This window comes from Virgibacillus ihumii, assembly GCF_902726655.1.
In the GTDB taxonomy this organism is placed as follows: domain Bacteria; phylum Bacillota; class Bacilli; order Bacillales; family Amphibacillaceae; genus Lentibacillus; species Lentibacillus ihumii.
In genome coordinates this window covers 2,279,898-2,305,067 of sequence record NZ_CACVAN010000001.1, presented here as the reverse complement: position 1 = coordinate 2,305,067, position 25,170 = coordinate 2,279,898, and the positions used below count along the sequence as shown (strand labels likewise).

Here is a 25,170-nt window from a genome sequence, read left to right as displayed (position 1 = left end):
AGTGTTATTACTAAAAATATACGTGGTTCAGTGATAATGTCAACTTTACCACATAAACATTCGATTTCTTTCCACAATTTGTGAGGTTGGAGATCGAATCTTAAAGTATTTGTCCAGTTATAAAAAAGTAATCAAATTTATTTTGACAAAAAAGTTTAAAATACTTACTATCAATATTATAATGAAAGGATGTACTTATCAGCCGGAAATGTAAACATCCGTGTAAGGAGAGACAAAAATGGATTCCAAAACAATGAAAAAAATTGCTAAAAGACGAACCAAAGTTTTATTGAGTCCAATTAAAAATTATTTAATAAACAGAGATTATAACCAACGTGCAAAATATTCCAAGTGGTTTAAAAAGATGCCAATTAAGAATAATTATGTATTTTATGAAACAAGGGACGGAAAATCAATGACAGACAGTCCCTATGCAATTTTTAAGTATCTTAGCCAGCAGCTTAAGTGGAAAGATCTAATACATGTCTGGGCAATTTCGGATAAAGATTATTTGAAAGCCTTAGAAAAAAAGTACCAAAACTGGCCCAACATCAAGTTTGTTCTTAAAAATAGTGATCCATATTTTAAGTATCTTGCAACATGTAAGTATTTATTCAATAACTCAACATTCACAAACATTTATACTGTTAAAGAAGGACAAGTGTATACAAATACATGGCACGGAACCCCGCTGAAACATATGGGATTTGATATTGAAGGTTCGCCTATGGGAACGAGCAATGTTCTCAGGAACTTTTTAGGTGCTGCGTTTATCTTAAGCCCGAACAAATTTACGACAGACATCCTTAAAAACGGATTCAGGCTGAACCATTTATATAATGGAACAATAGTTGAAGAAGGCTATCCAAGAATTGATTTGACGGTTAATGCTGACAAAGATGAACTTGCACAGTTATTGGCGGAAGAACAAATCGATCTGGGTAATAAAAAAACAATTCTATATGCACCAACATGGAAAGGTGATGCAGGCTCAAAACCGAGAAATGATATTGAACAAATATCCAACGACGTTAATAAGCTGGAAGAAAAGTTTGGAAATGAGTACAAAATTTTGATGAAGGTGCATCCATTTTTATATAAGTTCGCTATTGAAGAGCCGCAGCTTAAAGGGAAATTGGTTCCGGATACGTTTGAAACCAATGAACTTTTATCTGTTGTTGATATACTAATCACCGATTATTCCAGTATCTTTTTTGATTACTTGGTCACCGGAAAACCAATTTTATTCTATATGTGGGATTACGATGATTATAATAAAAATCGCGGCATGTATATCGATACGGACAATTTGCCGGGACCAATTTGTACTGATATTGAAGACCTGATTGAAAGCATTGGTGACATTAATAATGTACAGAAAAATTACGAGGAAGTATATCAGTCATTTACAGATCAGTTCTGCTACCATGATTATGGTAATGTGACGGAAAAAGTTGTGCAGCACATTTTTGGATTGGCTAAAAAGAAACAGAGTAAACATGCGATAACACCAGTTTCGGATAAAGAAAAAATACTGATTTATCCGGGTGGACTGCAAAACAACGGAATCACCGGCTCAGTGTTAAACCTGTTGGATAATATCGATTATAATAAATATGATGTAACGGTACTTGTTAATTACAGTAATAAGCAGTATGTGCAGGATAATCTGTTACGAATCAATTCCAATGCCAGAATTGCCTTTAAATCGGGACGAATCAGTCAGACTGTTATGGAGGATTATCGAAATTATATTACAAAAAACAGGGGACTGACTACGGATTATCTGAAAAGGTTATACCCGGAGAATATGTATGAACGGGAATATAAACGGATTGTTGGTATATCTGAATTTGATTATGCAATTGATTTCAGTGGGTATGCTATGTTCTGGCCGAGCGTGCTTCTCGCCGGAAACGCATCAAAGAAAATGGTTATTTTGCATAGTGATATGTTTTCCGATATGTACCGCCATGTTAATGGAAGGAACCCTCATTTCATTAATTTGAGAGGTGTCTTCTCGCTTTATAAATATTTCGATGAACTGGTCAGTGTTTCAGAAGCAACCATGGAAGTAAACAAAGAGAACCTTGAAGATTACATTGGTGATACAAAAATCAGTTATTTGATTAACTCCATCAATACGAAAAAAATAAGAAGCTTGTCAAATGATGATAGTGAAGTATATATGAAACAGAACAAACCAGTACTTGTTAATGTGAAAAGCAATAAAGAAATTTTTGATGTACCTGTTCCGGATCAGGGTGAAGGATATACCAACTTTGTTAATATGGGTCGATTGTCTCCTGAAAAAGGACAGGATCAGCTTATTGAAGCATTTGCCGAAGTGCATAAAAAAAACGATAGAACAAGACTGTATATTATTGGTGAAGGACCTTCCAGAAAAACGCTGGAAGAATTGATTAAACTATATGAACTGGAGGATGCTGTTTATCTGGTTGGTCATAAGTCAAATCCGTTTTATCTGATGGGGCAATGTGATGCATTTGTATTGTCTTCACACTATGAAGGTCATCCACTGGTTCTGCTTGAATCTTTGACACTCGGACTCCAAACGGTTTCAACTGATATCACTGCAAGCAGATATGTACTGGAAGACGGCAAATATGGTAAATTGGTTGAGAATTCCATTGCGGGACTGGCAGGTGGAATGGAGTCGGTCATTGAAGCAGATGAAAAACCAATCAGTTTTGATGTCGAAGCGTTTAACGAACAAGCAATGGAGTCTTTTTACCGCACATTAGACTGAAGAAACTAACTGAGCAGGGATAATATGAAAGAGTTGGCAATACGAATACTATTTAAGTTGTATAAAATCACGTTCGCATTTTTCGGATCAATTTTGCCGAAAAATAATAAATTAATCATTTTTGAAAGCTTTCTTGGCAAACAATACAGTGATAATCCACGAGCAATTTATGAATATATGCAAGAGCATTGTGATGGATTTAAAATGTATTGGAGTGCCGACAGAAGGTACGTGGATGTGTTTGCTGACAGGGATATCAAACAAGTTAAGCGGCTGTCCTTGAAATGGCTTTTCCTGATGACAACTGCAAAATATTGGGTGTATAATAGCCGATTGCCTATTTGGGTTCCAAAGCCGAAACAAACTGTTTATTTGCAGACATGGCATGGCACACCGCTGAAGCGGCTTGCCGCAGATATGGATAAGGTTCACATGGCTGGTTCGGAAACGGCAATATACAAGCAGGCTTTTATAAAATCAGCTGGTAAGTGGGATTACCTTGTTTCGCCGAATAATTATTCGACGGAAATTTTCAAACGTGCATTTCATTTCAACAAGGCAATCATCGAATCCGGATATCCGCGAAATGACTTTCTGCTAAATGCCAACAACCAGCAAACCATTTCTGATATTAAGGAAAGATGCAGCCTGCCAAATGATAAAAAGATTGTCCTTTACTCACCAACATGGCGTGATAATCAGTATTATGCGAAGGGTAAGTATAAATTTGATATTGAGATGGACTTGTTCAAAATGAAGGAAGAATTGGGAGATGATTACATCATCCTCCTGCGTCTGCATTATTTGGTGGCGGAAAACCTGGACATATCGGCGTATGAAGGCTTTGTATATGATATGACCTTCCATGACGATATAAGGGAATTGTACGTAATATCTGATACACTGATAACCGATTATTCCTCCGTATTTTTTGATTATGCTATTTTAAAACGACCAATTATCTTTTATGTTTACGATTTGGAAGAATATCGGGATAAACTGCGTGGTTTTTATTTTGATTTTGAACAGAAAGCACCCGGTCCGTTGGTGAAAACTACCGAGGGTATACTGGATGAAATAAAAGACATCGAGCGGAATGGGTACAATCCGACTGAAGCAGTAAATGCCTTTTATAAAAAATTTTGTTACCTGGAAGACGGGAATGCCAGTGAACGTGTTGTAAATGAGGTTTTTAGTAAACGGGCTTAATCAGATATGGTTAAGCCTTATTCTTTTATTGTCATTTATAGTTGATGGCTGTATAATTTATACGCGTCAAAATTATTAATGCTTGGATCTGAAGGGAAAACTATTTATGAAATCTGCAATTAAAGTATTAAACGAACAAATTGAACATTTTTATCTGATACGAAGATTATCCTTATATGAACTGAAAAGCAAAAACAAAAGTAATTACCTTGGCATGGCCTGGGAATTACTTAATCCAATGGTGCAAATATTGATTTACTGGTTTGTGTTTGGCAGCATCAGACAGCGGAGTGATATTGAAATTGGTCCTGCAGGAGAAGATGTTCCATTCCTTCTTTGGCTGATAGCCGCATTTATACTGTGGACCTTTTTCTTCCAGTCAACCATTCAAGGATCAAAATCGATTTTTTCCAGACTGCGAATGTTGTCTAAAATGAATTTTCCAATGAGTGTAATCCCGAACTTTGTTATTTTTTCACAGTTCTATATTCACCTTTGTCTGATAATAATCACGATGATTATTTTTAATTTCGCAGGGTATTATGTAAATATTTATTACTTGCAGCTTATTTATTTAATTGTTGGTTCATTTTCACTAATATTTTCCATCTCTTTGATTATGTCGACTTTATCGACAATCATCCGGGATGTTCATATGTTTTTAAGCTCAACATTACGAATGCTGTTATACTTGTCCGGAGTTTTATGGCCAATCACCATTCTGAATGACCACCCGATTATCATGTTTATCATGAAGCTTAACCCGCTATATTATTTGATAGAAGGATACAGGGCAGCATTCTTTGGAACAGAATGGTATTTTATTACAAATTGGGAGTATACCCTTTATTTCTGGGGACTCGTAATTGTATTGTTTTTGTTCGGTTCCAAAATCCATGTCAAATTCAGACGGCATTTTATTGATTTCTTGTAAAGGCAAGTGATGAAAATGGAAAAAGCAATTATTGCGGAAAATATTACAAAAAAATATAAATTGTACAGCGGTTCAAAAGAACGGATGCTTGATCTAATCTCGCCGAAAAGCTATGGCGAACCTTTTTATGCGCTGACTGGTGTAAGTTTTGAAGCGTATAAGGGGGATGTTGTTGGATTTGTTGGAGTAAATGGTTCCGGTAAATCGACATTGTCCAACATCATCGCAGGTATTGTTCCGGAAACATCCGGTACCGTTCAGGTAAATGGAAACACATCTCTGATTGCAGTCTCATCGGGACTTAAAGGTGATTTGACCGGACGGGATAATATTGAACTGAAATGTTTAATGCTCGGGTTCAGTAAACACGAAATTGAAGTGATGGAGGATGACATCATCGAGTTTTCGGAACTGGGTAATTTTATTGATCAGCCAGTTAAGTCATACTCCAGCGGGATGAAGTCAAGACTCGGGTTTGCTATTTCAGTCACTGTTGACCCCGATGTACTGATCATTGATGAAGCATTATCGGTTGGGGATAAAGCATTTTCTGAAAAAAGTCTGGAGAAGATGAGTGAATTTAAAGAAAAAGGGAAGACGATGATTTTTGTCAGTCACTCGATTGGCCAGATGAAAAAGTTTTGCCAGAAAATTCTTTGGCTGGAGTATGGTATGGTAAAAGAATTTGGGTCAGTTGAAGAAGTGCTGCCTAAGTATGAGGATTTTCTCAATGACTTTAAGAAAATGTCCAAGAAGGAACGCAGGGCATATAAAGCTGAAGCTTACAAACGACGGGAAAAAATATTAGCAAATAAATAAATAAAACATAAATGCAACCTTTTGAAATAAAATGTAAAAATCCTGTAAAAATATGAGGAAAAATGTGTTATATTAGGATGGTATTACATTCCAATTTCAAAAGGAGGCATGAAATGAAAAAGTCGTTATTCATCATGATGTTTTTGCTGATTTTCAGTGTGTCCATTCCGTTACAGGCAGCAGCTGATTCTAATAAGGATGCCAGTTCTGATGAGGGTACAGTTGTAACAGATGAAACTGTGGAAACTAATAAAAGCACGGAATCCGGCATACCAGAAGCTTCGGCTACTGATGAATCACAAAAAAATTCAGGCGACACAGCAAATGATTCGGAACAAGATAAAGCCGAAAGAACAGACGACAAAGAACAACAAGACAACACAAATAAAGAGCAAAAACAACAGAACGAAACAGATAACACACTAAGCGAAGATGACAAAGTAACTAGTGAAGAAAAACAGTCATCCAAAAAAGCTGAACAAAAGACTGATGAAAGCAATAAAACAATGCAATCCTTCTCAGTTACGACATCTTTTACAAAAACTGCAGTTAGTAAAATGGGGCGCATTCAAGGTTCTGACGCCAGAATCTATGAAACTATTGATGGGGAAAGTTTTAAAGCGGGATCAAAATATACAGAAAGAACTTTTTACATCAGAAAACAGGCCAAAGGTAACGGGGAAACCTATTATCTGATCAGCACGCAAAAAAGTTCGACAGATGGTGTAGTTGGATGGGTGAATGCAGAAAGGATGCGCGTGCAGACGCACTCATCAGTAGACAGCAAGGCCAAAACCCTATATTTGGACGGAACCGGATGGGCATACAAAAAACCATGGGGTGCAACGAAAGACGTACTTATTCATGATTTATCCCCCTATATGTATAATGTATTTAAAGTAAACCTTACTGAGAAAGTCGGGAAATACATATGGTATCGGGGTACCCTAAATGGAAAAACCGTATGGATTCAGGGCTTTAACGCGGAAGCAGCCAAAGAAAGCCCAGTAAGCAAAGCTGGACGTATCCAAAGTGAAAACGCAGTTGTATACAGGACGTTTGGCAATGCAACTTCCAAGATCAAGGCAGGAGAAAAGTACGCTGAAAAACTGTATTATATCCGAAAGCAGATAAAAGTTTTCGGCGAAGTTTTTTATCAGCTGCGTGAGAATCCAGGCAGTGGAGTTGTAGGCTGGGTTAATGCAAAGGATATACGTACTCAGCAGTATACTGTTATAAATCAGGATTCACAAACGCTATATCTTGATGGAACAGGCTGGACTTACTCGGATCCATGGGGCGGTGCACAGGATGTTATTCATACGGATTTAAGTCCCTATAAATATTTGGCGTTCAATGTGACCCGCGAAGTTAAAGTGGGAGATTACACCTGGTATCGCGGCACATTTGATGGAAACACAGTCTGGATACAAGGTAATAACTTTCTGGATAAGCCCGGTTACAGCGAAACCGATACGAGTAAAATTGGTCGAATCAGTAAACCGGACACCATCATCTACAGCAAGCTTAATGCTGCAGCATCGATGAAGAAAGCCGGTTCAAGTAATACGGATTCGATTGTTTATATTAAAAAACAAGCCAAAATCAGCGATCGTCTTTATTATTTGATTAGTGATAAAAGGAGCAGTTCCGCTGGTGTGATTGGCTGGGTTAAAGCAGATGACATCCGAACACAGTCACATCAAGTGGTGGATACTGGAAACAAAACCCTTTATTTGGATGGAACAGGCTGGGCCTATTCAGATCCGTGGGGCGGCTCCAAAGATGTTATGAATACAGACCTTACTTCGTACAAGTATCTGAAGTTCAATGTTAACCGTACTGAAAAGGTTGGCAGATACATTTGGTATCACGGTGATTTGAACGGCGAGAACGTATGGATTCAAGGCTATAATTTTATGAAAGTTGACATTAATGAAAGTTCTGCAAGTAAAATCGGACGCATACAAAACCCTGGCACGAATGTGTATGGTAATATTATGCAAGGAACTGCAATGTCCACGGTGGGAACTGATCTGACAGATAAAATCTTTTACATTAAAAAACAAGCTACTTTTAACGACCAGCTTTTTTATAAGATCAGTAACCAGCGCAGCAGTTCAAAAGGTGTAGTTGGCTGGGTGAAGTCGCAGGATATAAGCGTGCAGTCACACAGCGTTGCCAACTCAAAAAACTTCAATTATTACCTTGATGGTTCAGGCTGGTCTTACTCCGATCCTTGGGGCGGTGCAAAGGATGTTATTTCCACAGAACTCCCTAAAGGTGAATTATTTAAGGTAACCCGTACCGAAAAGGTAGGAAATTACTTCTGGTACAAGGGTACGCTTAACGGAGAAACTGTTTGGATTATGTCATTTAATGTCAAGGCTCCGGAAATTAGTTCTGTCAGCAATGTGTCTCGAATTGACAGTCCAAAAGCGGTAATCTATAAAACTATTGGTGACAACTCAACAAGCTTTACTGCAGATCAAAAATACGTTGACAGACTTTATTATGTAAAAAAACAGGCGAAAATATTTGGTGAAGTATATTATCAATTAAGTATTGATAGAAATGCTTCAGAGGTAGTTGGCTGGATTAAAGGGAATACAGAATATGCAAGAGTTCAATCCCACGAACGTGTGAATTCCAAAAACAAGTCATTCTACCTTGACGGCTCAGGTTGGGCTTATTCTGATCCCTGGGGTGGAAGTAAAGATGTCATTTATGATGATCTTTCCAAATACGAAGAGAATAAAGCGCTATTTGAAGTCAACCTGACAGAGGAAGTCGGGGGTTATATCTGGTATCGCGGCACATTGGATGGAAGGACAGTTTGGATTATGTCCTTTAACGTCCTGGCCAGTGTACAGGAAAAAACAAAATATGACCTGACACTGGAAAGAATGCAGGAAATTCAAACTGCATTGCGTTACCCAGGTCCGCAAACTGATCAAGGAAACTATGCTTGGGTTTATGGAAAATATGTCAGTGGTGGAGAAGTAGATTTAGACGGAGGCGTTCTAAATATCAGAACAGGTCCCGGCACTAAATATACTGATATAGGTGACCTTAATGACAATCAATCGGTTAAGGTCGTTGATAAAGTCGACGGTTGGTATGCAATTGACGTATCAAATTTTGAGATTAACAACCCGCAGTGGGGTGTATTTGCAACACCGGAAAATGTCCATTACTACTTGAATCCAAACAATTTCACCAGCAGCTTCAGAGGCAAATTGCAATTCCTGAATTTGTCATACAGCGCAAATCTAAAAGCTGCTGAAGTAAATAACAAAATTTTAGAGGATAAAGGAATTCTATCCGGACGTGCACAAGCCTTTATTACTGCCGGCAGGGAACAGGGGCTTAATGAAATATATCTGATTTCTCATGCCTTGCTTGAAACAGGTAATGGCACCTCAACGTTGGCAACAGGTGTGCCAGTTGATAAAAATGGTAATATCACCAGAGATTCAGAGGGTGAAATTGCTAAGACCGGCAAGACAGTTGCGACTGTGTACAATATGTATGGGGTTGGTGCGATTGATGGAGATGCACTTGTAAATGGCGCTGAATATGCATTTGAAAGTGGCTGGACTACTCCAAAAAAAGCAATCATTGGCGGTGCCGCATTTGTTTCAAATAACTATGTTGAAGATGGACAGGACACATTGTACAAGATGCGCTGGAATCCACTCTTTGCCGCTAATAACGGATATGCGTCACATCAGTATGCTACTGATATAGCATGGGCTTATAAACAAACAGCAAGAATGTATGATCTCTATAATTTAATAAGTTCATATAGTCTTGTGTTTGACATTCCAATGTACAGATAAACAGGGACACTCTGATTTCCAATTGATGAAATCAGAGTGTTTCTCTGTTTTCTGCTGTTTCTTGTCAGAAATAAGGGGCTTTGGTAATATGAAAATATAGTTTTAATTTCCATAGGAAGGCTGAAATGTAATGTTAACCAATAATAAAATTAAAGAAGTTATTCTGCATGTTGGCTGGAGTAAAACAGGGACATCAAGTATACAGAGTACCCTGTATGATGAAAGTAATAACAGATTATTGTTAAACGAAGGAATATTATATCCAACCTGCTGGCTGTCAAATCACGGGGTTGCCTTATGCAGTGCATTTTCTCCCGATCCAGGGAAGTATGCCATAAATAAATTTCCAAAAGTTCTTTCCAAAGCGGAAATAGAAAAGAAAGATAAATTGAACTTGAAGAAGTTTGAAGAAACTTTAAACAACTGTTCTGCCAAAAAATTGGTCATTTCGGCTGAAGGGATTCTTCCTCTCCCCAGTGAAAGCATCAAAAACTTAAAAAAGTACTTGATGGATATTGGACTCAAAAAAGCAAAATTTAAAGTTCTGATATATACAAGAAATCCTGTGACATGGACAGGGAGTACGCTGCAACAAAGGTTTAAGGATGGTTTTCAATATGCACCGGCTATGGATAAACTAAAAAACCGGACATTGCCAACAATGTTTCAGGATAAAATTGGCAAATTCGTTAATATCTTCGGTAAGAAGGCTGTACATGTTTATTCATTTGAGAAATCCAGAACTCATGATATGGGAATGGTTGGACACTTTCTTGAGCAATTAGATGTTGACAAAAAAACCACCAGAAATATGAACCAGATTCGTAAAAACGACAGCATGTCAATGTTTACTGGAGAGTTTTTGAAATATATTAATAACAGAACACCATTATTCAGAAAGGGGAAACAGAATAAAACTAGACACAGAAGAGATCACCAGGCGCTGCTTACATTACCAGGTGATAAATTTGATCTCTCCCTAAATGAGAAAAAAGAGATTGCGTCTATTATGAAAAATGATCTTAAATGGTTAAAGAAGAAATATCGTATTGATTATTTGCATGAGAATATAAAGGAAAAGGCGAACTATAAGAATGTGGATAAATCATTAGATGCATTAGAAAAAATGTATCCCACCCTTACGAAAACAATCCGTAATGCTCTTGTGGAATTTATGGAAAGCAGGCTGATATCCGACATTCCATCCGGACACAGGAATCAATGTCTCGAATTAATCCGTAGATTTAAAGAACAGGAAAAGGATTTAGAGCAAAGTGACCATATAGAAAATAGATTCCTGAGTACATTGAAAATTAACGATATTGATCGAGGTGTTCTATACAGGGAACTCGCATTGCTCATGGAGGCATACAATCAAATCGAACTTGCAGAATTATTTATGCAAAAAGCAGGTTTATATAAAGCAACAGTTGGACCACTTATAAAGAAAAAGCATGAGCAATATAAAGAAAAATTAGGCAAGAACGGACCGGAATTGGAAATCTAATGAAATGCAACCCCCACTACAGGGGGTTATTTAATTGGATTTTGCTCTTGAGAAGTTGAAGAAACATAGAAATTGAATTTCGCATGTGATGTAATAATAAAGTTATATAATTTTTATATAGAAACGATTATTACAATCCACAAATCAGGTTTGAATTATAAACTTTCAGACAAACAAACAGACTAGCATATGCTAGCCCATTCGGTCATGATTCCTTCTTGAATATTCGCTTCCAAATTGATTTTTTCTTTCCCGCAGCCGCTATCTCATTTCTAGTTTTTATGCTCTCATTTATGGTCTGTTGTTGTAGCAGTTTTTGTTTATATTCTTCGTGCTTTTTTTTGATAAAAGGTCCATTTGGTAAATATAAACCGGCTTTTCCCATGAATAATTTTGCAATTTTAATTTGATCGTATCCTTCCATAAGTAAAGCTAGTTCTCTGTATATAACTCCCTTATTAACACCTTTAGTATTTAATTTACTTTGAAATCTATCTTCTACATGGTCAATCCGTATTAAATCTTGTTCCTGTTCTTTAAATTGCATTATTAATTCAAAACAGTGATCCTTAAGGGGGAATGGTATTTCAGATATCAACTTGTTCTCCATAAATTCTACAAGAGAATCACGAATAGTCTTGGTTAGGTTTGGGTAGATTTTTTCTATATCCTTAAATGATGTATCGATATTTTCATATATTTTCGTTTCCTTTAAATTCTCATATGTATAATCAATTCCATAAGATTCCTTAAGCCATCCTATATCGTGTTGGGTAACTTTAGCAATCTTCTTTTTCTCTTCTAAAGAGATGTCGAATTTATTTCCTCCGATTTTAAGTAAAGGTTGGTGATCACTTATATGCCTGTTTCCATTCTGTTTACCGTCTATAATTAATGGGATCCTGTAATTGATATATGTCAAAAATTCTCCGGTAAACATTGACATGCTTTCGTTTGTGCGAATTTGTTTTATATTATTGATGACTTTTTTATCAATATTTAATTCTTCCAAAAGGTGCCCCACCATTCCCATCTCGTGTGTTCTCGCCTCTTCAAATGGGTAAACATATACGGAATCCTTGCCAAAGATATCAATAAATTTACCAATTTTATCTTGAAATAGAGTGGGTAAATCACGGTTTTTCCGTATCTTTAATACCGTGTCATACTGGTCACCATACTTGAACTGTTGCTGTATCGTACTGACCGCCCATGTTACAGGATTTCTAGTATAAATCATAATTTTGAATTTTACTTTGTTAAAACCTATATCCATCAAATATTTTTTTAGTTTTCCGATGTTTTCCCTGGAAATTGATGAAATTACTTCACCTGATATAATCAACTTATTGGCAGTACATTTACTTAGTGCTGTTTCAAACTTATTAAGGTTTAGCTTATCTTTCTCTTCTATTTCCTCTTTGGAAAGTATTTTTGGGAATTTATTTGGACCAACCGTCTCTGGATTTGTAGAGAATGGGCTCAATAAAATATTACCATGATTTGATTGCTCCCAACATCTTGGATATAAAATTCCTTCTTTTAATAGTAACTTATTATTACCCTCATTATACAGAGTGCTTTGTATACTCGATGTACCCGTTTTACTCAACCCTACATGCAAAATTACTTCTTTAATATGATTCAAAACTACTCTCCTCCTTAACCTATTTATTACAATTTTGTAACATAATTTTACAAAAAGCAAGACTTTCGGCATTGTTTTGTAAAAAAGACAGGTTAGATGGGGAAATAGAAAGAGTCGTCCGTGATTAAAGGATTTTTATAAATGGAATTTTTACATCTATTTTTTTAAAACAACCGCATTTTGTGACGAGGAAATACGGTTTAAGTTCGATAATTTGGCCATGCTTATTTTAATTGAACACTTCGAATTCTGTGTTGTGTTGTGTTTTTAATGGGCAAATTGTATAATTTAATGTGGAATAACTCTGCAATACAAAATATGAATTTAATTATAAAGGGGATGCTGTATGAACATTCTTGTAACAGGCGGCACAGGATATATCGGCAGTCATACAACGATTGAACTGCTTAATGAGGGACACGATGTGATTATTGCCGATAATTTGGCCAACAGCAATAAACTGGTGCTGGAGCGGATTAAAGAAATATCTGGTAGAGGTGTTGCGCCATATTACATCGACCTTTTGAACAAAGAGGAATTGAATCAAATTTTTAAAGAAAACACTATTGATGCTGTTATTCATTTTGCCGGATACAAAGCCGTTGGTGAATCAGTAAAAGAGCCACTAAAGTACTATAAAAATAACTTAATGAGTACGATCAACCTCTGTGAAGTGATGGAGGAAAACAGTGTCTATAATTTGATTTTCAGTTCTTCCGCAACAGTGTACGGGAATCCTGACAAAAATCCGATTCAAGAGTCTTTCCCGACAGCAGCTCATAACCCATACGGACAAACAAAACTGATGATCGAGAAAATACTGATGGATGTTGCGGCTGTTAATGACAATTGGAATATCTCACTGCTCCGATATTTTAACCCTGTCGGTGCCCATTCCAGTGGTAAAATTGGGGAGGATCCAAACGGTACTCCGAACAATCTGATGCCGTTCATCACACAGGTAGCGGTTGGCAAACTGGATGAATTAAAGGTATTTGGCAATGACTATGATACAACGGATGGCACGGGTGTGAGGGATTATATTCATGTCGTTGATCTGGCAAATGGTCATTTGAAAGCTTTGGAACAAATCGAAAAAAATGACGGACTTGAAATTTTTAACCTTGGAACCGGACGCGGTTACAGTGTATTGGAGGTTGTGGATGCATTTGAAAAAGCATCCGGAAAAGACATTCCATATAAAATTGTGGAACGAAGACCCGGGGATATCGCAACATGTTATGCGGATCCATCCAAGGCACTTAAGGAACTTGATTGGAAGGCAGAGAAAGGTATTTATGACATGTGCAAGGATGCATGGAACTGGCAGGAGAATAATCCGAACGGTTACAAGTAGTAACATGACAAGGCTATTCTTTACGTGGAATAGCCTTTTTATAAAATCAAATGGAAGGGAATTTAGAATGGGACAAAAGTGTTTTAATTTAATAATAGTTGGCTTATTTTTTTTATTCATTTTTCCGGTAACTGCCGTGTATGCAGAAGACCAGGATGAGCCGCCGCAGGAGAAAACAGGAGAAGAGAAAAAACAGAACGAAACGACAACTAGCGGACAGGATTCTACGGAAGATGAAGCAGCAAATAAAGAAAAGGACTCATCCGATGGAAATGACGAAAAGAAAAAACCGGAAAATGGTGATGGAGAACATACTGATAAGGAAAAAGACTCTACAAAAACAGAGGAAAAAGAACGGGGTGAAATCCCCGATAAGAATGAACCAAAAGATGAAGACGGTAAAGAGACTTCAGATAATGCTGCATCAACTCCTGACAACGAGAAGGATACTTCCGAAAAAAATGATAAAAACAAGAAAAAATCTGAAAAAGATGGTACAAATAAATCCAAAACAGATCAAACGCCGGAAACTGATACAAAAAGGGCAGATAAGGATGCCGAACCGAAATCAAAAGATCAGAAAAAGAATACATTCCAAAAGAAGTTTAAAAAAGGAATTATTAAAAAAGGAAATATTAAGTACTACATAGATGATAAAGGTATTATTAAATATGCTAAGGTTCTGGAAAATAAGCAAGTGGTTCAAATAAGGGAATATTATCCTGGAACGTCTGTGCAGGATAAAGAAAAAGCGATAAAATTAAAGTTTAATGTGAATACACAGGGATACTTGATAAATGCGTTGAATTTGGATAAATCGACACAAGCCTTAACTGAAGCTTATACATTTTATCCGGAGACCGCTTACCAGCAAAGGAATGGAAATAAAAAGTATGAATTCATTATAGATAATAACGGAAATATTCAGGTTGCAATGAAGTATAAACAGGGAACTAACAGGGAGATAGTTTACTATAAATATTATCCGGGGACAAAATACGGTCAGCAGGGAGATAATATTAAGTATCGCTTTGATATGACTGAGAGTGGCTATATCGATGATGCAGCCAAATACAGGGAAGGCACACAGCGTTCAATAGTTCACTATAAATACTATCCGCAAACACGCTATGGTCAGCAGGGAGACAATATCAAATACCGCTTTGATATGACTGAGAGTGGCTATATTGATGATGCAGCCAAATACAAGGAAAGCACACAGCGTTCAATAGTTTACTATAAATACTATCCGCAAACACGCTATGGTCAGCAGGGGAACAATATCAAATACCGCTTTGATATGACTGAGAGTGGCTATATCTATGATGCGGCTAAATACAAAGAAGGCACGCAGCGTTCAATAGTTTACTATAAATACTATCCGCGCACACAATATGGTCAGCAGGGAGATAATATTAAGTACCGCTTCGATATGACTATCAATGGTTATGTTGATGATGCAGCAAAATACAAGGAAGGTACGCAGCGTTCGATTGTTTATTATAAATACTATCCGCGCACACAATATGGTCAGCAGGGAGATAATATTAAGTACCGCTTCGATATGACTACCAATGGTTATATTGATGATGCAGCAAAATACAAGGAAGGTACGCAGCGTTCAATAGTTTACTATAAATATTATCCGCGCACACAATATGGTGACCAGGGAGACAATATTAAATTTCGTTTTAGTATAAATAGGAATGGTTATATTAAGTATGCTTCTAAAAAAGAAAAAGGCAGTTCACATACACTGGTCTGGTATGAGTACGAGCCGCGAACTGTCTACGGACAAAATCATGGCTCAAGAATTATCGGAAAAACATTAAATGTTACTGTAATTGAACAGCTTCCCGAATTACCAACTGGTTGTGAAATCACAGCAGTTACTATGATGCTGCGCTATTCCGGTTCAGATGCGGGCAAGCTGGAACTCGCCGACCAAATGCCAAGACATCGATGGAATCCGGACAAAGGCTATGTAGGAAATCCTTACACGGTGAATGGATGGACGATCCATCCCCCCGCATTAATGCGGTTAATCGAAATACATGCAGGAAACGCAGTAAATTTAACCGGCACTACAAATCATGGACTTGAAACAAGGCTATCCTACAATAAGCCTGTAGTAGCCTGGGTATCCCCGATGCATGGATTTACTGTTCATGCAATTACGTTGATTGGTTATGATAAAAATAATTTTTATTATAATGACCCGTGGACTGGCCAGCGAAATGTTAAAATCAGTAAAAATGAGTTTTTCAGGCTTTGGAATGACCAGAACAGACGGGCAATTTCCTATTAAATTGAAAAACTGTCCCAAAAGTTCATAGCTTTTGGGACAGTTTTTATGCTTTAAGTTCCAAAGATATCCGGCCAATTTGAAAAGACACCATCCACACCGTAATCCAATAATTTTTCATATTGTTTCTGACCATTCACTGTGTACGGATATACTTTATACCCCAGTTTTTTGCATTCCTCAACAAACGTTTGATCAGTGTAGATTTGATTCGGATGGATACTGTTGATGTTAAGTCCACTATTTTTAGCGTAATCCCAAGGGTTAAGGATGCGATAATAGAATAGCATGCCTAGTGGGATTTCCGGATTGATCTCCTGGACTTTTTTCAATGCAACATGGTCGAAAGAAGAAATAATTACATTGTCCAGCCGATGGTGACGGTCGAGTGTATGGATCAGTATATCTTCAATTCCTTCATAGATGACCGGAATATTTTTGATTTCCACATTTAACATGATTTCGGAAGGACAGAGATTCAGCACTTCCTCAAGAGTGGGCAGTGATATTCCTGCAAACTCTTCACCTTTTTTGGATCCTACATCAATTTGTTTAATTTCCTCAAGGGTGAAACTTCTTATTTTTCCTTTAACGTTCTTATTGTACCGCCTAAAATGATGATCATGGCAAACAACCAGCTCATCATCCTTGGTAAGCTGAACATCCAATTCAATCGCCTGTGCGCCGTGTTCCAGTGCTTTTTGAAAAGCGGGAATCGTATTTTCCGGTGCTTCCGTCATTGACCCGCGGTGGGCAAAATTCAGTGTCATGATTTACCACTCCAATTCTCTACTAGAAAGCATAACATACATTTGGAAAGAAATAGAATCGATGTGCTGTTCGTACCGGTTACTTACCCTTCCTGAATTCCGTAATGTCATCTCTTTTAATAACATCACCCAGCCACAGCAGCAGACCATATATCAGAAATACTATGATACTGGTTGCTATAATTCCTGCAAGCTCCTTCTCAATTGAAAAGTCACATACGTAACCTGCAAACCATGCGACAACGGAAATCAGCACTACTTTAAAAATCCGTAACATAAATCCATCCACTGAAAAGTCGTATAATTTTTTCAAAGTCAAAAATAAAAATATTACGGTCATAACCATGGAGACACTGGTTGCAAGAGCCACACCCCCTATGCCAATTACAGATGCCAGAAGGAAACTTAGTCCAGCGTTAATGATAAGTCCAATCATGCATGCATACATTGCTGCTTGGAATTGACGTACGGCATACAGGGCATTCATTAAAAAGTCCCTTATTGCAAAAAATGGCAGGGCGACTGCGAAAAAGAAGAAGGCACTCCAAGTCAGCTCCAATGCTTCATCCCCAAATACGCCCCGCTGGAAAGCGAATTCCACCACCTGTTTTCCTTCCAGAAGCATGATGATTTCAAATGGGATGGCAATCACAAGAATTAAAAACATTCCACGCTTGACCATCTGAATAAATCCTTCCCCGGACATGGATGTTTTTTCGACCAATGCTGGATAAAAGACTGTAATTAATGGGGTCATAATCAGACTGACAGGAATCCAGACGAGCCTGCTTGCGTAATTTATGGCGGCGACACTTCCTGATGCCAAGGTGGATGTAATGATGCGGTCAACGACGTCATTTAACTGCAGAAAAAGCGCAGCGGCAATGATTGGGATAAACAGCATCAGCCGTCTTCTTAGTTCAGGTGTAAAATGTACCTTCAGACGAAAGCCGGATTTCCGCAGTGACGGGAATTGAATGACAAACTGCACGAACACCCCCGAAAGCACTCCTATCGTCAACCCGATGACACCATAGCGGACTGATAAGAAGACGATCGCCAGGATGACGAAAATGTTCTGTACAGCAGGGGAAAGAGCAGGCAAGAGAAAATGTTTACGCGAGTGCAGCACCCCTGTCGAAATTGCCATGAACGTTAAGAGAATAATGGTTGGGGCGAGTATTTTAGTTAAGACAGCGCCCAGTTCCAGTTGTTCATGTGAAAATCCGGGCGCCATCAACTGTATGATAGAATCTGCAAATATAAACGTAAATAGGCTAAATCCGACAGCTGCCCATATAAAAACGGACCCAATCATATTCAGATTGCTGCTGGCCAATTTTAAATTGCTCTCCCTATCCTTCATATAAAGGGGAATAATTCCGGCCTGGATTGCGGTTCCGATTGCTGTAAACATAATAAGCGGAATAATGTTTGCCATGAAAAAAACATCTGCAACTTTTGATGTTCCAAAATATGCGGCAATCAACGCTTCACGGCCGAACCCGAGTAATTTTCCGATGATGGACAGTATGGTAATGATGCCAAACGAACGCAACATATTACTCATCCCAGCGCCTCAATCCTAAACCAAGAAACACAAACAGATAAAGCACAAACGTCTTGTCCTCCAAAATGTTATAAACGAGACCTGCAACTGTTCCAGCAATAAGAAAAAAGAAATAAACCCCGCCTCCAACGCCAATCGACCGCCAGAAAAACAACAGCACTAACACCACACCGACCACTCCGGTTTCAACCAATATTTGCATGTATTGATTGTCGGTGTACAACTCGTCCCTGACGTTGTATTCATCATATATCGGGGATGCATAAAATAGGGAAGCAGTGTCGCCGTATGTTCCGAATCCGGTTCCGACTAACGGGTGATCTAGGAAAATCTCCATCCCTTTTAAGAAGATATAAATTCGCCCGCTGCCGGCACTTTTTTCAATGGTTTCGCCGGAAAACATCTCCAGAAACCGCTCAACAAACAGGCTGGCATCCATGGTATCCGCATCAGGAAGCTCTGCGGCCGGTCCTGTCATTCCCCCGGAAGTCAGCGTAGACATAGCATTTGCCGGCAGATAGATGAGCATGACCGCTACTGCGAAGGCAAATACTGTCCGTCCGATCATCCGCCAGTTTTTTCGTAACAGACTTATGACGATAAGTCCAATCGCAAATGCCAGTAATGCCCCGCGCGAATAGGTGAGTACCACCGTTCCGGCAATTAAAATCAGACCGGCGTATGTATGCCACGTAAACTGCTTCCGGAAAAAAATCACCAGAAAGAACACGATGCACAGGTACGTTGCCAAAATGTTCGGGTTGCCGAGCGCTCCGTAGATTCTGCCGCTGTTGATGGCAGCCAGATCCCATGCCTCCCAGCTGTCCGGCATCAGCAACGTCCGGTGCGAGATTTTGGCAATCAGGCCGTGCAGGGAAACGATTACGCCCATTACAAATGAAATCGAAACGATCTGGTGCAAAAACTTGGTCTGCGATCCTAACCGCATTTCCCCGACAATATAAATCAGTAAAAAAGGCACGACAAACGTCCGCAACTGAATTGCCACCGCCATTGGTGTGACTCCATTCAACAGGGCTACAATCGCACCAACTGCTGTAAATGCCAAAAAGTATCCGGTAAACCGGTATTTTTTCAGCAAAGCAATCGGATCCCGCAGAAATATATGTAAAAACATCCCGATAATGACGACATCACCAAAGAATCGAAGCAGCGGAATAAGTTCGATCAATAATGTACGTACCGGAAAGTAAATCAGCAGCAAAAAAATACCGTACTTTTGATAAGACATGGGAAACACTCCGATGTAAGAACTAAATTCTTAATGATTACATAACAATTATAGACAACTTCGATGCATATATTCATAGTAGCGGGCCCCGGGACAGAGGGACAGGCTCCTCGTCCCAGTTAAGCTATATTCATGGTGCATATGCTTATAATTCCTGCCTGCTTTGGACATATTGATGATGGAATCATAATGGTGAAAAGGCGGCTGATCGGATGAAAATACTCCATTTAAATGCCGGAAATGAGACAGGCGGCGGCATGCATCATATTCTTGGATTACTTAACGAATTTAATGTCATGTCCAAGCCGGAAACAGGCAATCCCGATGCCTTGAGTTCATTTCAGTCCGGCGAATTCACGCTTGGTGTGCTTGAAAAAGGCGAGCTGCTGGAGCGGGCGCAAAAGGCTGGCATAAACACGGTGCATTTTGCCAACCGGATGAAAATGAGCATTCCGCTGATGCAGAAAATGAAAAATTACATTAAAAGGGAGCAAATTGACATCATCCATACACATGGCCCCCGCGCTAATGTGTATGCGAATCTGTTGAAAAAAATGATGCCATTCACTTGGGTCGCCACGGTGCATAGTGATCCATTCCACGATTTCATGGGAAAAGGGAAATATGGTAATTTTTTGAGCCGGGTGAATGTGCATTCGCTCAAAACTTCCGACCGGATTATCGCTATATCTGAAGCATTCCGGACCAATCTGATTGAGGCTGGGTGTAATGATAAGCGGATTGTCACAGCATTAAACGGAATTGATTTTAAAAAAGATCTGCCACGTCCCGCCAGCAGACAGGACTATGGATTTTCCGGCGATGATTTTATCATTGTTATGGTGGCGCGCCTGGAACTGGTGAAGGGACATGACATCGCATTGGAGGCTTTTTCTGAACTTGCCGCAAAACATCCCGAATGCCAGCTGGTTTTAGTTGGGGAAGGAAGCCAGCTTACCCGGCTGAAGCTGCTTGCAGGTGACTTGAATATCAGCAGCAATGTTCATTTCATTGGTCATCAGCAGCAGGTCGATCCCTTTTACCAAATTGCTGATGTTACAATGCTCACTTCGCACAGTGAAAGTTTTCCGCTTGTTTTGCTGGAATCAGCAAGGGCGAATACACCGGTCATTGCAACGGATGTCGGAGGTGTCGGCCAGCTGATTCAGGGCCGGAATCACGGCTGGAGAGTGGCACCTGGGAACCCTCACGAATTGCACCAGGCGATGAACGACGCTTTGCTTTTGAAGAAAAAGGGTATGTTACAACTGATAGGGGAAGAACTTTTTACACATGCTTCCGGAAAATTTTCCGTGCAGTCTTTCGCTGAAGAGATTTATAATGTATATTTAAATATGGACAGTTATCGATTCAGAGCGAGCGGAAAATAATTGTAACGAATCCTTATACAAAGCGTCTAATACGTCAGGAAAGTAAATTGAGGTGGGCTAAGTGCTAAAAATCGGGATTTTAGCCTTTTTACTGATGCTTGTTTCGTTAATCATCACACCGATGTTTATAAAATTTGCATTAAAGATTAATGCCACAGATAAACCAGATCACCGAAAAGTACATACAGACCCAATTCCAACACTTGGCGGCCTCGTCATTTTTACCAGTTTTCTGGTCGGCCTGGTTCTGCTGCAGCCGTATAATGAATATCATGTATCGATTGTTGTGGCGTCGTTCATTATTATTGGCCACAGTATAGTGGATGACGTGTATAACCTTAAGCCAAAATACAAGTTTGTTTTTCAGCTTGCGGCAGCTCTGCTGGTTATTTTCTGGGGCGGCCTGCAGGTTGATTTTGTAAATGTGCCGTTTGGCGGACAGATTGAGCTTGGCTTTCTCAGCGCTGTTGTTACCCTGGTCTGGATTATCGGGCTCACCAATGCGATGAATTTGATTGATGGTCTGGATGGGCTTGCTGCGGGTGTTTCGGCGATTGCATTGTTTACGATCGCCATGATGGCGATTGCGATGAACCAGGTATATGTTGCAACGATGGCATTGATTCTTTTTTTCAGTACAGTCGGCTTCCTGCGGTACAATTTTTTCCCCGCCAAAATATTTATGGGAGACACCGGCTCACAGTTTCTCGGATTCATGATTGCCGTTCTTGCGCTGCTCGGATTTAAAAATGTAACGATTATTTCATTTATCATACCGATTTTCATTGCAGGGGTCCCGCTCTCGGACATTATCCTGGCAATTGTCAGGCGGAAAATAAACAAACAGCCGTTGACCAAACCGGACAGTTCACATCTGCATCACAGTCTCGTCCGGACAGGCTTCACTCATCGGCAAACTGTTCTGCTGCTGTACGGGCTCAGCATCATGTTTAATCTGGCCGCGGTTCTGTTTTCCATGACGACGCTCTGGGGCGCGGTGCTTATCTTTCTGATTTCGGTCATTGCCATCCAATTTTTAATTGAAAATCTTAATCTTATTAATAGTAATTTCAAGCCATTGACAAAAATGATGAATCTTTTCCGGCGAAAATCATAAGAATATTGAAGTAAAAAAGACTCCGATTGAGTCTTTTTTATTTTGGGATAATCGTCATTAATCCGAAGGGAAGTAATGACAATATCGCTTGACCTTTTATCTTTTCTTTGGAGATGGATCCTATATCGCTATTTCTGCTATCCAGACTTTCTCCAGGTGTCCGATTATCGCCTATTAAAAAATAAGAACCGCTATCGACTGTTCTTTCAGGCATATCATTTGGGATTCCAGTCGTAAATTCACTTTTTATTGGTTCTCCGTCCACAAAAACGACCCCATTTTGTATCGCAATTGTCTCATTTGGCAGACCAATTATCCGCTTGATTACATCATAACCATCTTCATCGCGAAAAATCACAATATCATTTCGTTCTGGCGTATAAAACATGTCACTGGTTAGAAAGACATCCCCGTCACTTATCGTAGGGCTCATTGAATCACCATTGATGATGGTGATGCCGATCACAAAACGGAAAATAAAAAACACAGCAGCAATTGATATAATAAAAAATAACCAGCTGACCCAACCGGATTTTTCTTTCATGTTGTCATTTGTTTGCTTCTTATCCAACTTTAATTCGTGCACATTTTCGGTCATTTTGTACCAGCTTTCTCTTCGTTTTTGTTGTCAGTTGTCTTTTTTGTTTTAGTGGATTCTTCCTTATCTTTTGCATGATCCGATGATTTTTCGTCTGATGAATCGGCAGGTTTTTTTGTATCTGTTTGCTGCATTTTTTCATTGGTCGAAGTGGAATCATCTTGCGTTTCTTTTGGCCTCTCTTTCGATTCATCAGGCTGTTCGGTTTGCTGCAGATTGGTTTTACGATGGACATTATTCATTTTATCAATTGCATTCTGTTGAATAGCGTTTAATTGATTGATTGCTTGTTCTCTCTCTTGAGTGTTATTAATGTCAAAGTTTTTAATCAGCTTATCCGTGTGTTCCTGTATAGCCTTTATTCTTTTTTTCTTTTCCCTTTTTATTTGTTTATGTAATTCCTCTTCGGCATTTTTAATTTCGTTTTTCAGCGTGTGCTTTAATCGTTTTGTCTGTGTTGCTTGTTCAGATGCCACGGCCTCTCTTATTTCATTTATCGCGGCAGCTTCTTTTTGATCAAACCAGTTTGTGATAATGGCTCCGATATCTTTATCTGCAAAAGTGACGTTTAAACTGCTGCCAACGATTACAAAGAATAAGACAGAGCCGATTAGAAGTTTTAATGCTATGGGCTTCTTTTTTCTTTTGTGTGTTTCCGTTAGTTTTCTCATCATAAGACCTCCATATTAAAAAGCAGAGGTCCCCCTTCGTTGAGAGAGGGGGCCCTCCAATAGCTTTTAATTACTTGCCATCTGTTCCATCAATGCCAGCTACTACTTCGTCTAAAGCGTCTATTGCACCATTTTCCAGTTCTTGGGCTTTCGACGCGATGATGGATTGTTGTTCTGCGACAAGATCTTCTAATAAAGATTCAACTTGTTTGCGCAAGTCATTAATTTCAAAATCAATTTGGTTCTTAAGATTATATGTTAGATTTGCTTCTCGATCGTCCAAATCTGCTTGCAACTCACCTTTCGCATTTTCGATTGCTTCTTCAAGTTCCGACACTGCATTTTCTTTTGCAGCATCTAAATCAGTTTTCACCTGTGATACTGCTTTACTTCCTGCGTCACCAGTGTATTTGGTTAGGTCATTTTCCGCATACGCATATCCTTGATCGCCAAGATCCTGTATTTGAAGCCAAGCATCCATATACACATCATAAAACGCTTTTTCCGCCTCAGATAATAGTTCTACTTTTTTAGCTGTTACAGCTTCAATATGATCCTCTTTTGCGGAGTTAATCGCGTTTTCAGCATCCGTTGTTTCACTGTCGGCTGTTTCGTTGATATCCGTTTTTGCATCGGATTTAAGCCCATTGTATTCCTGTGCAAGTCCTGGTAAAAGGGATGCACCATACGCAGCTGCGTCTTCTTTACCATCTTGAACAGCAGAATCAAATTGGCCATTGTACCAATCTTGTAGCGCTTGCCCCGCATCTGTGTTTGCAAAAGCAAATCCCCCGCCAAGAACCAAGCTTCCTGCTGCTGTTCCTGCAATAATTTTCCCTTTTACCGTTTTTAAACCTAATTTCATCTGTAAATCTTCCTCTCAACATTTTTTTATTTTAATGAACTATGTAGTTCCATTAAAACCTTATTCATCCAGCAAATCTTTTAAAAATACTTCGATGTCTTCCTCGATTTCAGTTTGCACTTCCTGTTTTTGTTTTTGATAAATTTCTTTCAGGTCGCTTTTATCCAGGTTTTCTTTCGACTCTGCCAATTGTGAAAGGTAATGTTCTCGATGATTTTTGATTTCTTCTTTGGAGTTTGAAATGGTTAGCAGTTGAAACAGCGTAATCTTTTCTTTGCTTTTATTAAAAAAAGATTCTTTCTCCTCCTTGGATAATCCGACTGAAAATGTTTCCAGTAAATTTGTCTGCATTTCCTTTTTCATTTGTTGCGAAGCTTTGTCAAACCAGTTGGGAGCACCTTCTCCAGTTTTCGCATAGATAAACACACTTGATGATCCGATGAGCAGCAAAGCCATTAAAACGATAAAAAGTACTTTTCTCACTATCACTGATCCTTTCATCTTGAGTCTTATTATTCAGGATTTTTAAATCTTATAACCTCGCA

17 protein-coding genes and 1 pseudogene are annotated in these 25,170 nt (G+C 38.8%); 10 read left to right on the top strand and 8 right to left on the bottom strand.

Translation table 11 applies throughout. From position 1 onward, the window contains the following. The first annotated feature begins 238 nt into the window (after positions 1-238). The 6 genes and pseudogenes from HUX68_RS11090 to HUX68_RS11065 all read left to right on the top strand — a co-directional run bounded on the left by HUX68_RS11090 (position 239) and on the right by HUX68_RS11065 (position 11,081). Positions 239-2,770, top strand: a complete 2,532-nt coding sequence (locus HUX68_RS11090) for a glycosyltransferase (RefSeq protein ID WP_174614885.1) — start codon at positions 239-241, stop codon at positions 2,768-2,770. A 42-nt stretch (positions 2,771-2,812) separates the two neighbouring features. After that, a pseudogene (locus HUX68_RS11085) lies at positions 2,813-3,979 on the top strand (CDP-glycerol glycerophosphotransferase family protein); the annotation flags it as partial. Between the two features lie 106 nt (positions 3,980-4,085). Then, on the top strand, positions 4,086-4,913 hold the full coding sequence (locus HUX68_RS11080; RefSeq protein WP_174614883.1) for an ABC transporter permease: 828 nt from the start codon (positions 4,086-4,088) through the stop codon (positions 4,911-4,913). Positions 4,914-4,928: 15 nt separating this feature from the next. Continuing rightward, positions 4,929-5,732, top strand: coding sequence for a teichoic acids export ABC transporter ATP-binding subunit TagH (gene tagH, locus HUX68_RS11075; protein ID WP_174614882.1), 804 nt, complete (start codon positions 4,929-4,931; stop codon positions 5,730-5,732). A gap of 113 nt (positions 5,733-5,845) precedes the next feature. Then, a complete protein-coding gene (locus HUX68_RS11070; RefSeq protein ID WP_174614881.1) occupies positions 5,846-9,574 on the top strand; it encodes an N-acetylglucosaminidase in 3,729 nt (1,242 codons plus the stop codon). Positions 9,575-9,704: 130 nt separating this feature from the next. After that, entirely contained in the window at positions 9,705-11,081 is a 1,377-nt protein-coding gene (locus tag HUX68_RS11065; RefSeq protein ID WP_174614880.1) for a hypothetical protein, read from the top strand. A 205-nt stretch (positions 11,082-11,286) separates the two neighbouring features. Here the strand turns inward: HUX68_RS11065 and HUX68_RS11060 are convergent, their stop codons facing one another. After that, entirely contained in the window at positions 11,287-12,729 is a 1,443-nt protein-coding gene (locus HUX68_RS11060; RefSeq protein WP_174614879.1) for a hypothetical protein, read from the bottom strand. 346 nt (positions 12,730-13,075) lie between these two features. Here HUX68_RS11060 and galE point away from each other — a divergent pair, with 346 nt between their 5' ends. Further along, positions 13,076-14,086: a UDP-glucose 4-epimerase GalE gene (galE, locus tag HUX68_RS11055; protein WP_174614878.1), complete on the top strand. Its 1,011-nt coding sequence runs from the start codon at positions 13,076-13,078 to the stop codon at positions 14,084-14,086. Positions 14,087-14,153: 67 nt separating this feature from the next. Continuing rightward, entirely contained in the window at positions 14,154-16,394 is a 2,241-nt protein-coding gene (locus tag HUX68_RS11050) for a C39 family peptidase (RefSeq protein WP_174614877.1), read from the top strand. A 50-nt stretch (positions 16,395-16,444) separates the two neighbouring features. Here HUX68_RS11050 and HUX68_RS11045 read toward each other — a convergent pair whose 3' ends face one another. The 3 genes from HUX68_RS11045 to HUX68_RS11035 all read right to left on the bottom strand — a co-directional run bounded on the left by HUX68_RS11045 (position 16,445) and on the right by HUX68_RS11035 (position 19,983). Further along, a complete protein-coding gene (locus HUX68_RS11045) occupies positions 16,445-17,161 on the bottom strand; it encodes a glycerophosphodiester phosphodiesterase (protein WP_174614876.1) in 717 nt (238 codons plus the stop codon). A 79-nt stretch (positions 17,162-17,240) separates the two neighbouring features. Continuing rightward, the gene (gene murJ, locus HUX68_RS11040) at positions 17,241-18,731 is read right to left on the bottom strand and encodes a murein biosynthesis integral membrane protein MurJ (protein WP_174614875.1); all 1,491 of its coding nucleotides are present in this window, start codon (positions 18,729-18,731) and stop codon (positions 17,241-17,243) included. Next, positions 18,724-19,983, bottom strand: a complete 1,260-nt coding sequence (locus HUX68_RS11035; protein ID WP_174614874.1) for an O-antigen ligase family protein — start codon at positions 19,981-19,983, stop codon at positions 18,724-18,726. The genes murJ and HUX68_RS11035 overlap by 8 nt, the downstream gene beginning before the upstream one ends. A 212-nt stretch (positions 19,984-20,195) precedes the next feature. Between HUX68_RS11035 and HUX68_RS11030 the strand changes: the two genes are divergently transcribed. Together HUX68_RS11030 and HUX68_RS11025 are read left to right on the top strand one after the other, a co-directional pair. After that, entirely contained in the window at positions 20,196-21,374 is a 1,179-nt protein-coding gene (locus tag HUX68_RS11030; protein ID WP_174614873.1) for a glycosyltransferase family 4 protein, read from the top strand. Between the two features lie 61 nt (positions 21,375-21,435). Further along, the gene (locus tag HUX68_RS11025; protein ID WP_343033640.1) at positions 21,436-22,491 is read left to right on the top strand and encodes a glycosyltransferase family 4 protein; all 1,056 of its coding nucleotides are present in this window, start codon (positions 21,436-21,438) and stop codon (positions 22,489-22,491) included. 37 nt (positions 22,492-22,528) lie between these two features. Here the strand turns inward: HUX68_RS11025 and lepB are convergent, their stop codons facing one another. From lepB to HUX68_RS11005, 4 genes are all read right to left on the bottom strand, one after another. Then, positions 22,529-23,089 (bottom strand): signal peptidase I, encoded by a 561-nt coding sequence (gene lepB / locus HUX68_RS11020; RefSeq protein WP_174614872.1) that lies wholly within the window; start codon positions 23,087-23,089, stop codon positions 22,529-22,531. Continuing rightward, on the bottom strand, positions 23,086-23,760 hold the full coding sequence (locus HUX68_RS11015; protein WP_174614871.1) for a hypothetical protein: 675 nt from the start codon (positions 23,758-23,760) through the stop codon (positions 23,086-23,088). The genes lepB and HUX68_RS11015 overlap by 4 nt, the downstream gene beginning before the upstream one ends. Before the next feature lie 70 nt (positions 23,761-23,830). Further along, positions 23,831-24,625 carry a hypothetical protein gene (locus tag HUX68_RS11010; RefSeq protein ID WP_174614870.1) on the bottom strand — a complete coding sequence of 265 codons (795 nt, stop codon included), beginning with the start codon at positions 24,623-24,625 and terminating at the stop codon, positions 23,831-23,833. Between the two features lie 60 nt (positions 24,626-24,685). Next, positions 24,686-25,108 (bottom strand): hypothetical protein, encoded by a 423-nt coding sequence (locus HUX68_RS11005; protein WP_174614869.1) that lies wholly within the window; start codon positions 25,106-25,108, stop codon positions 24,686-24,688. Positions 25,109-25,170 lie beyond the last annotated feature (62 nt).

Coding starts and splice junctions, on each gene's coding strand:
- HUX68_RS11070 (WP_174614881.1), top strand. CDS start 5,846: ATGAAAAAGTCGTTATTCATCATGATGTTTTTGCTGATTTTCAGTGTG.
- HUX68_RS11050 (WP_174614877.1), top strand. CDS start 14,154: ATGGGACAAAAGTGTTTTAATTTAATAATAGTTGGCTTATTTTTTTTA.
- lepB (WP_174614872.1), bottom strand. CDS start 23,089: ATGACCGAAAATGTGCACGAATTAAAGTTGGATAAGAAGCAAACAAAT.
- HUX68_RS11080 (WP_174614883.1), top strand. CDS start 4,086: ATGAAATCTGCAATTAAAGTATTAAACGAACAAATTGAACATTTTTAT.
- HUX68_RS11065 (WP_174614880.1), top strand. CDS start 9,705: ATGTTAACCAATAATAAAATTAAAGAAGTTATTCTGCATGTTGGCTGG.
- HUX68_RS11030 (WP_174614873.1), top strand. CDS start 20,196: ATGAAAATACTCCATTTAAATGCCGGAAATGAGACAGGCGGCGGCATG.
- galE (WP_174614878.1), top strand. CDS start 13,076: ATGAACATTCTTGTAACAGGCGGCACAGGATATATCGGCAGTCATACA.
- HUX68_RS11010 (WP_174614870.1), bottom strand. CDS start 24,625: ATGAAATTAGGTTTAAAAACGGTAAAAGGGAAAATTATTGCAGGAACA.
- HUX68_RS11015 (WP_174614871.1), bottom strand. CDS start 23,760: ATGAGAAAACTAACGGAAACACACAAAAGAAAAAAGAAGCCCATAGCA.
- tagH (WP_174614882.1), top strand. CDS start 4,929: ATGGAAAAAGCAATTATTGCGGAAAATATTACAAAAAAATATAAATTG.
- HUX68_RS11045 (WP_174614876.1), bottom strand. CDS start 17,161: ATGACACTGAATTTTGCCCACCGCGGGTCAATGACGGAAGCACCGGAA.
- HUX68_RS11035 (WP_174614874.1), bottom strand. CDS start 19,983: ATGTCTTATCAAAAGTACGGTATTTTTTTGCTGCTGATTTACTTTCCG.
- HUX68_RS11090 (WP_174614885.1), top strand. CDS start 239: ATGGATTCCAAAACAATGAAAAAAATTGCTAAAAGACGAACCAAAGTT.
- murJ (WP_174614875.1), bottom strand. CDS start 18,731: ATGAGTAATATGTTGCGTTCGTTTGGCATCATTACCATACTGTCCATC.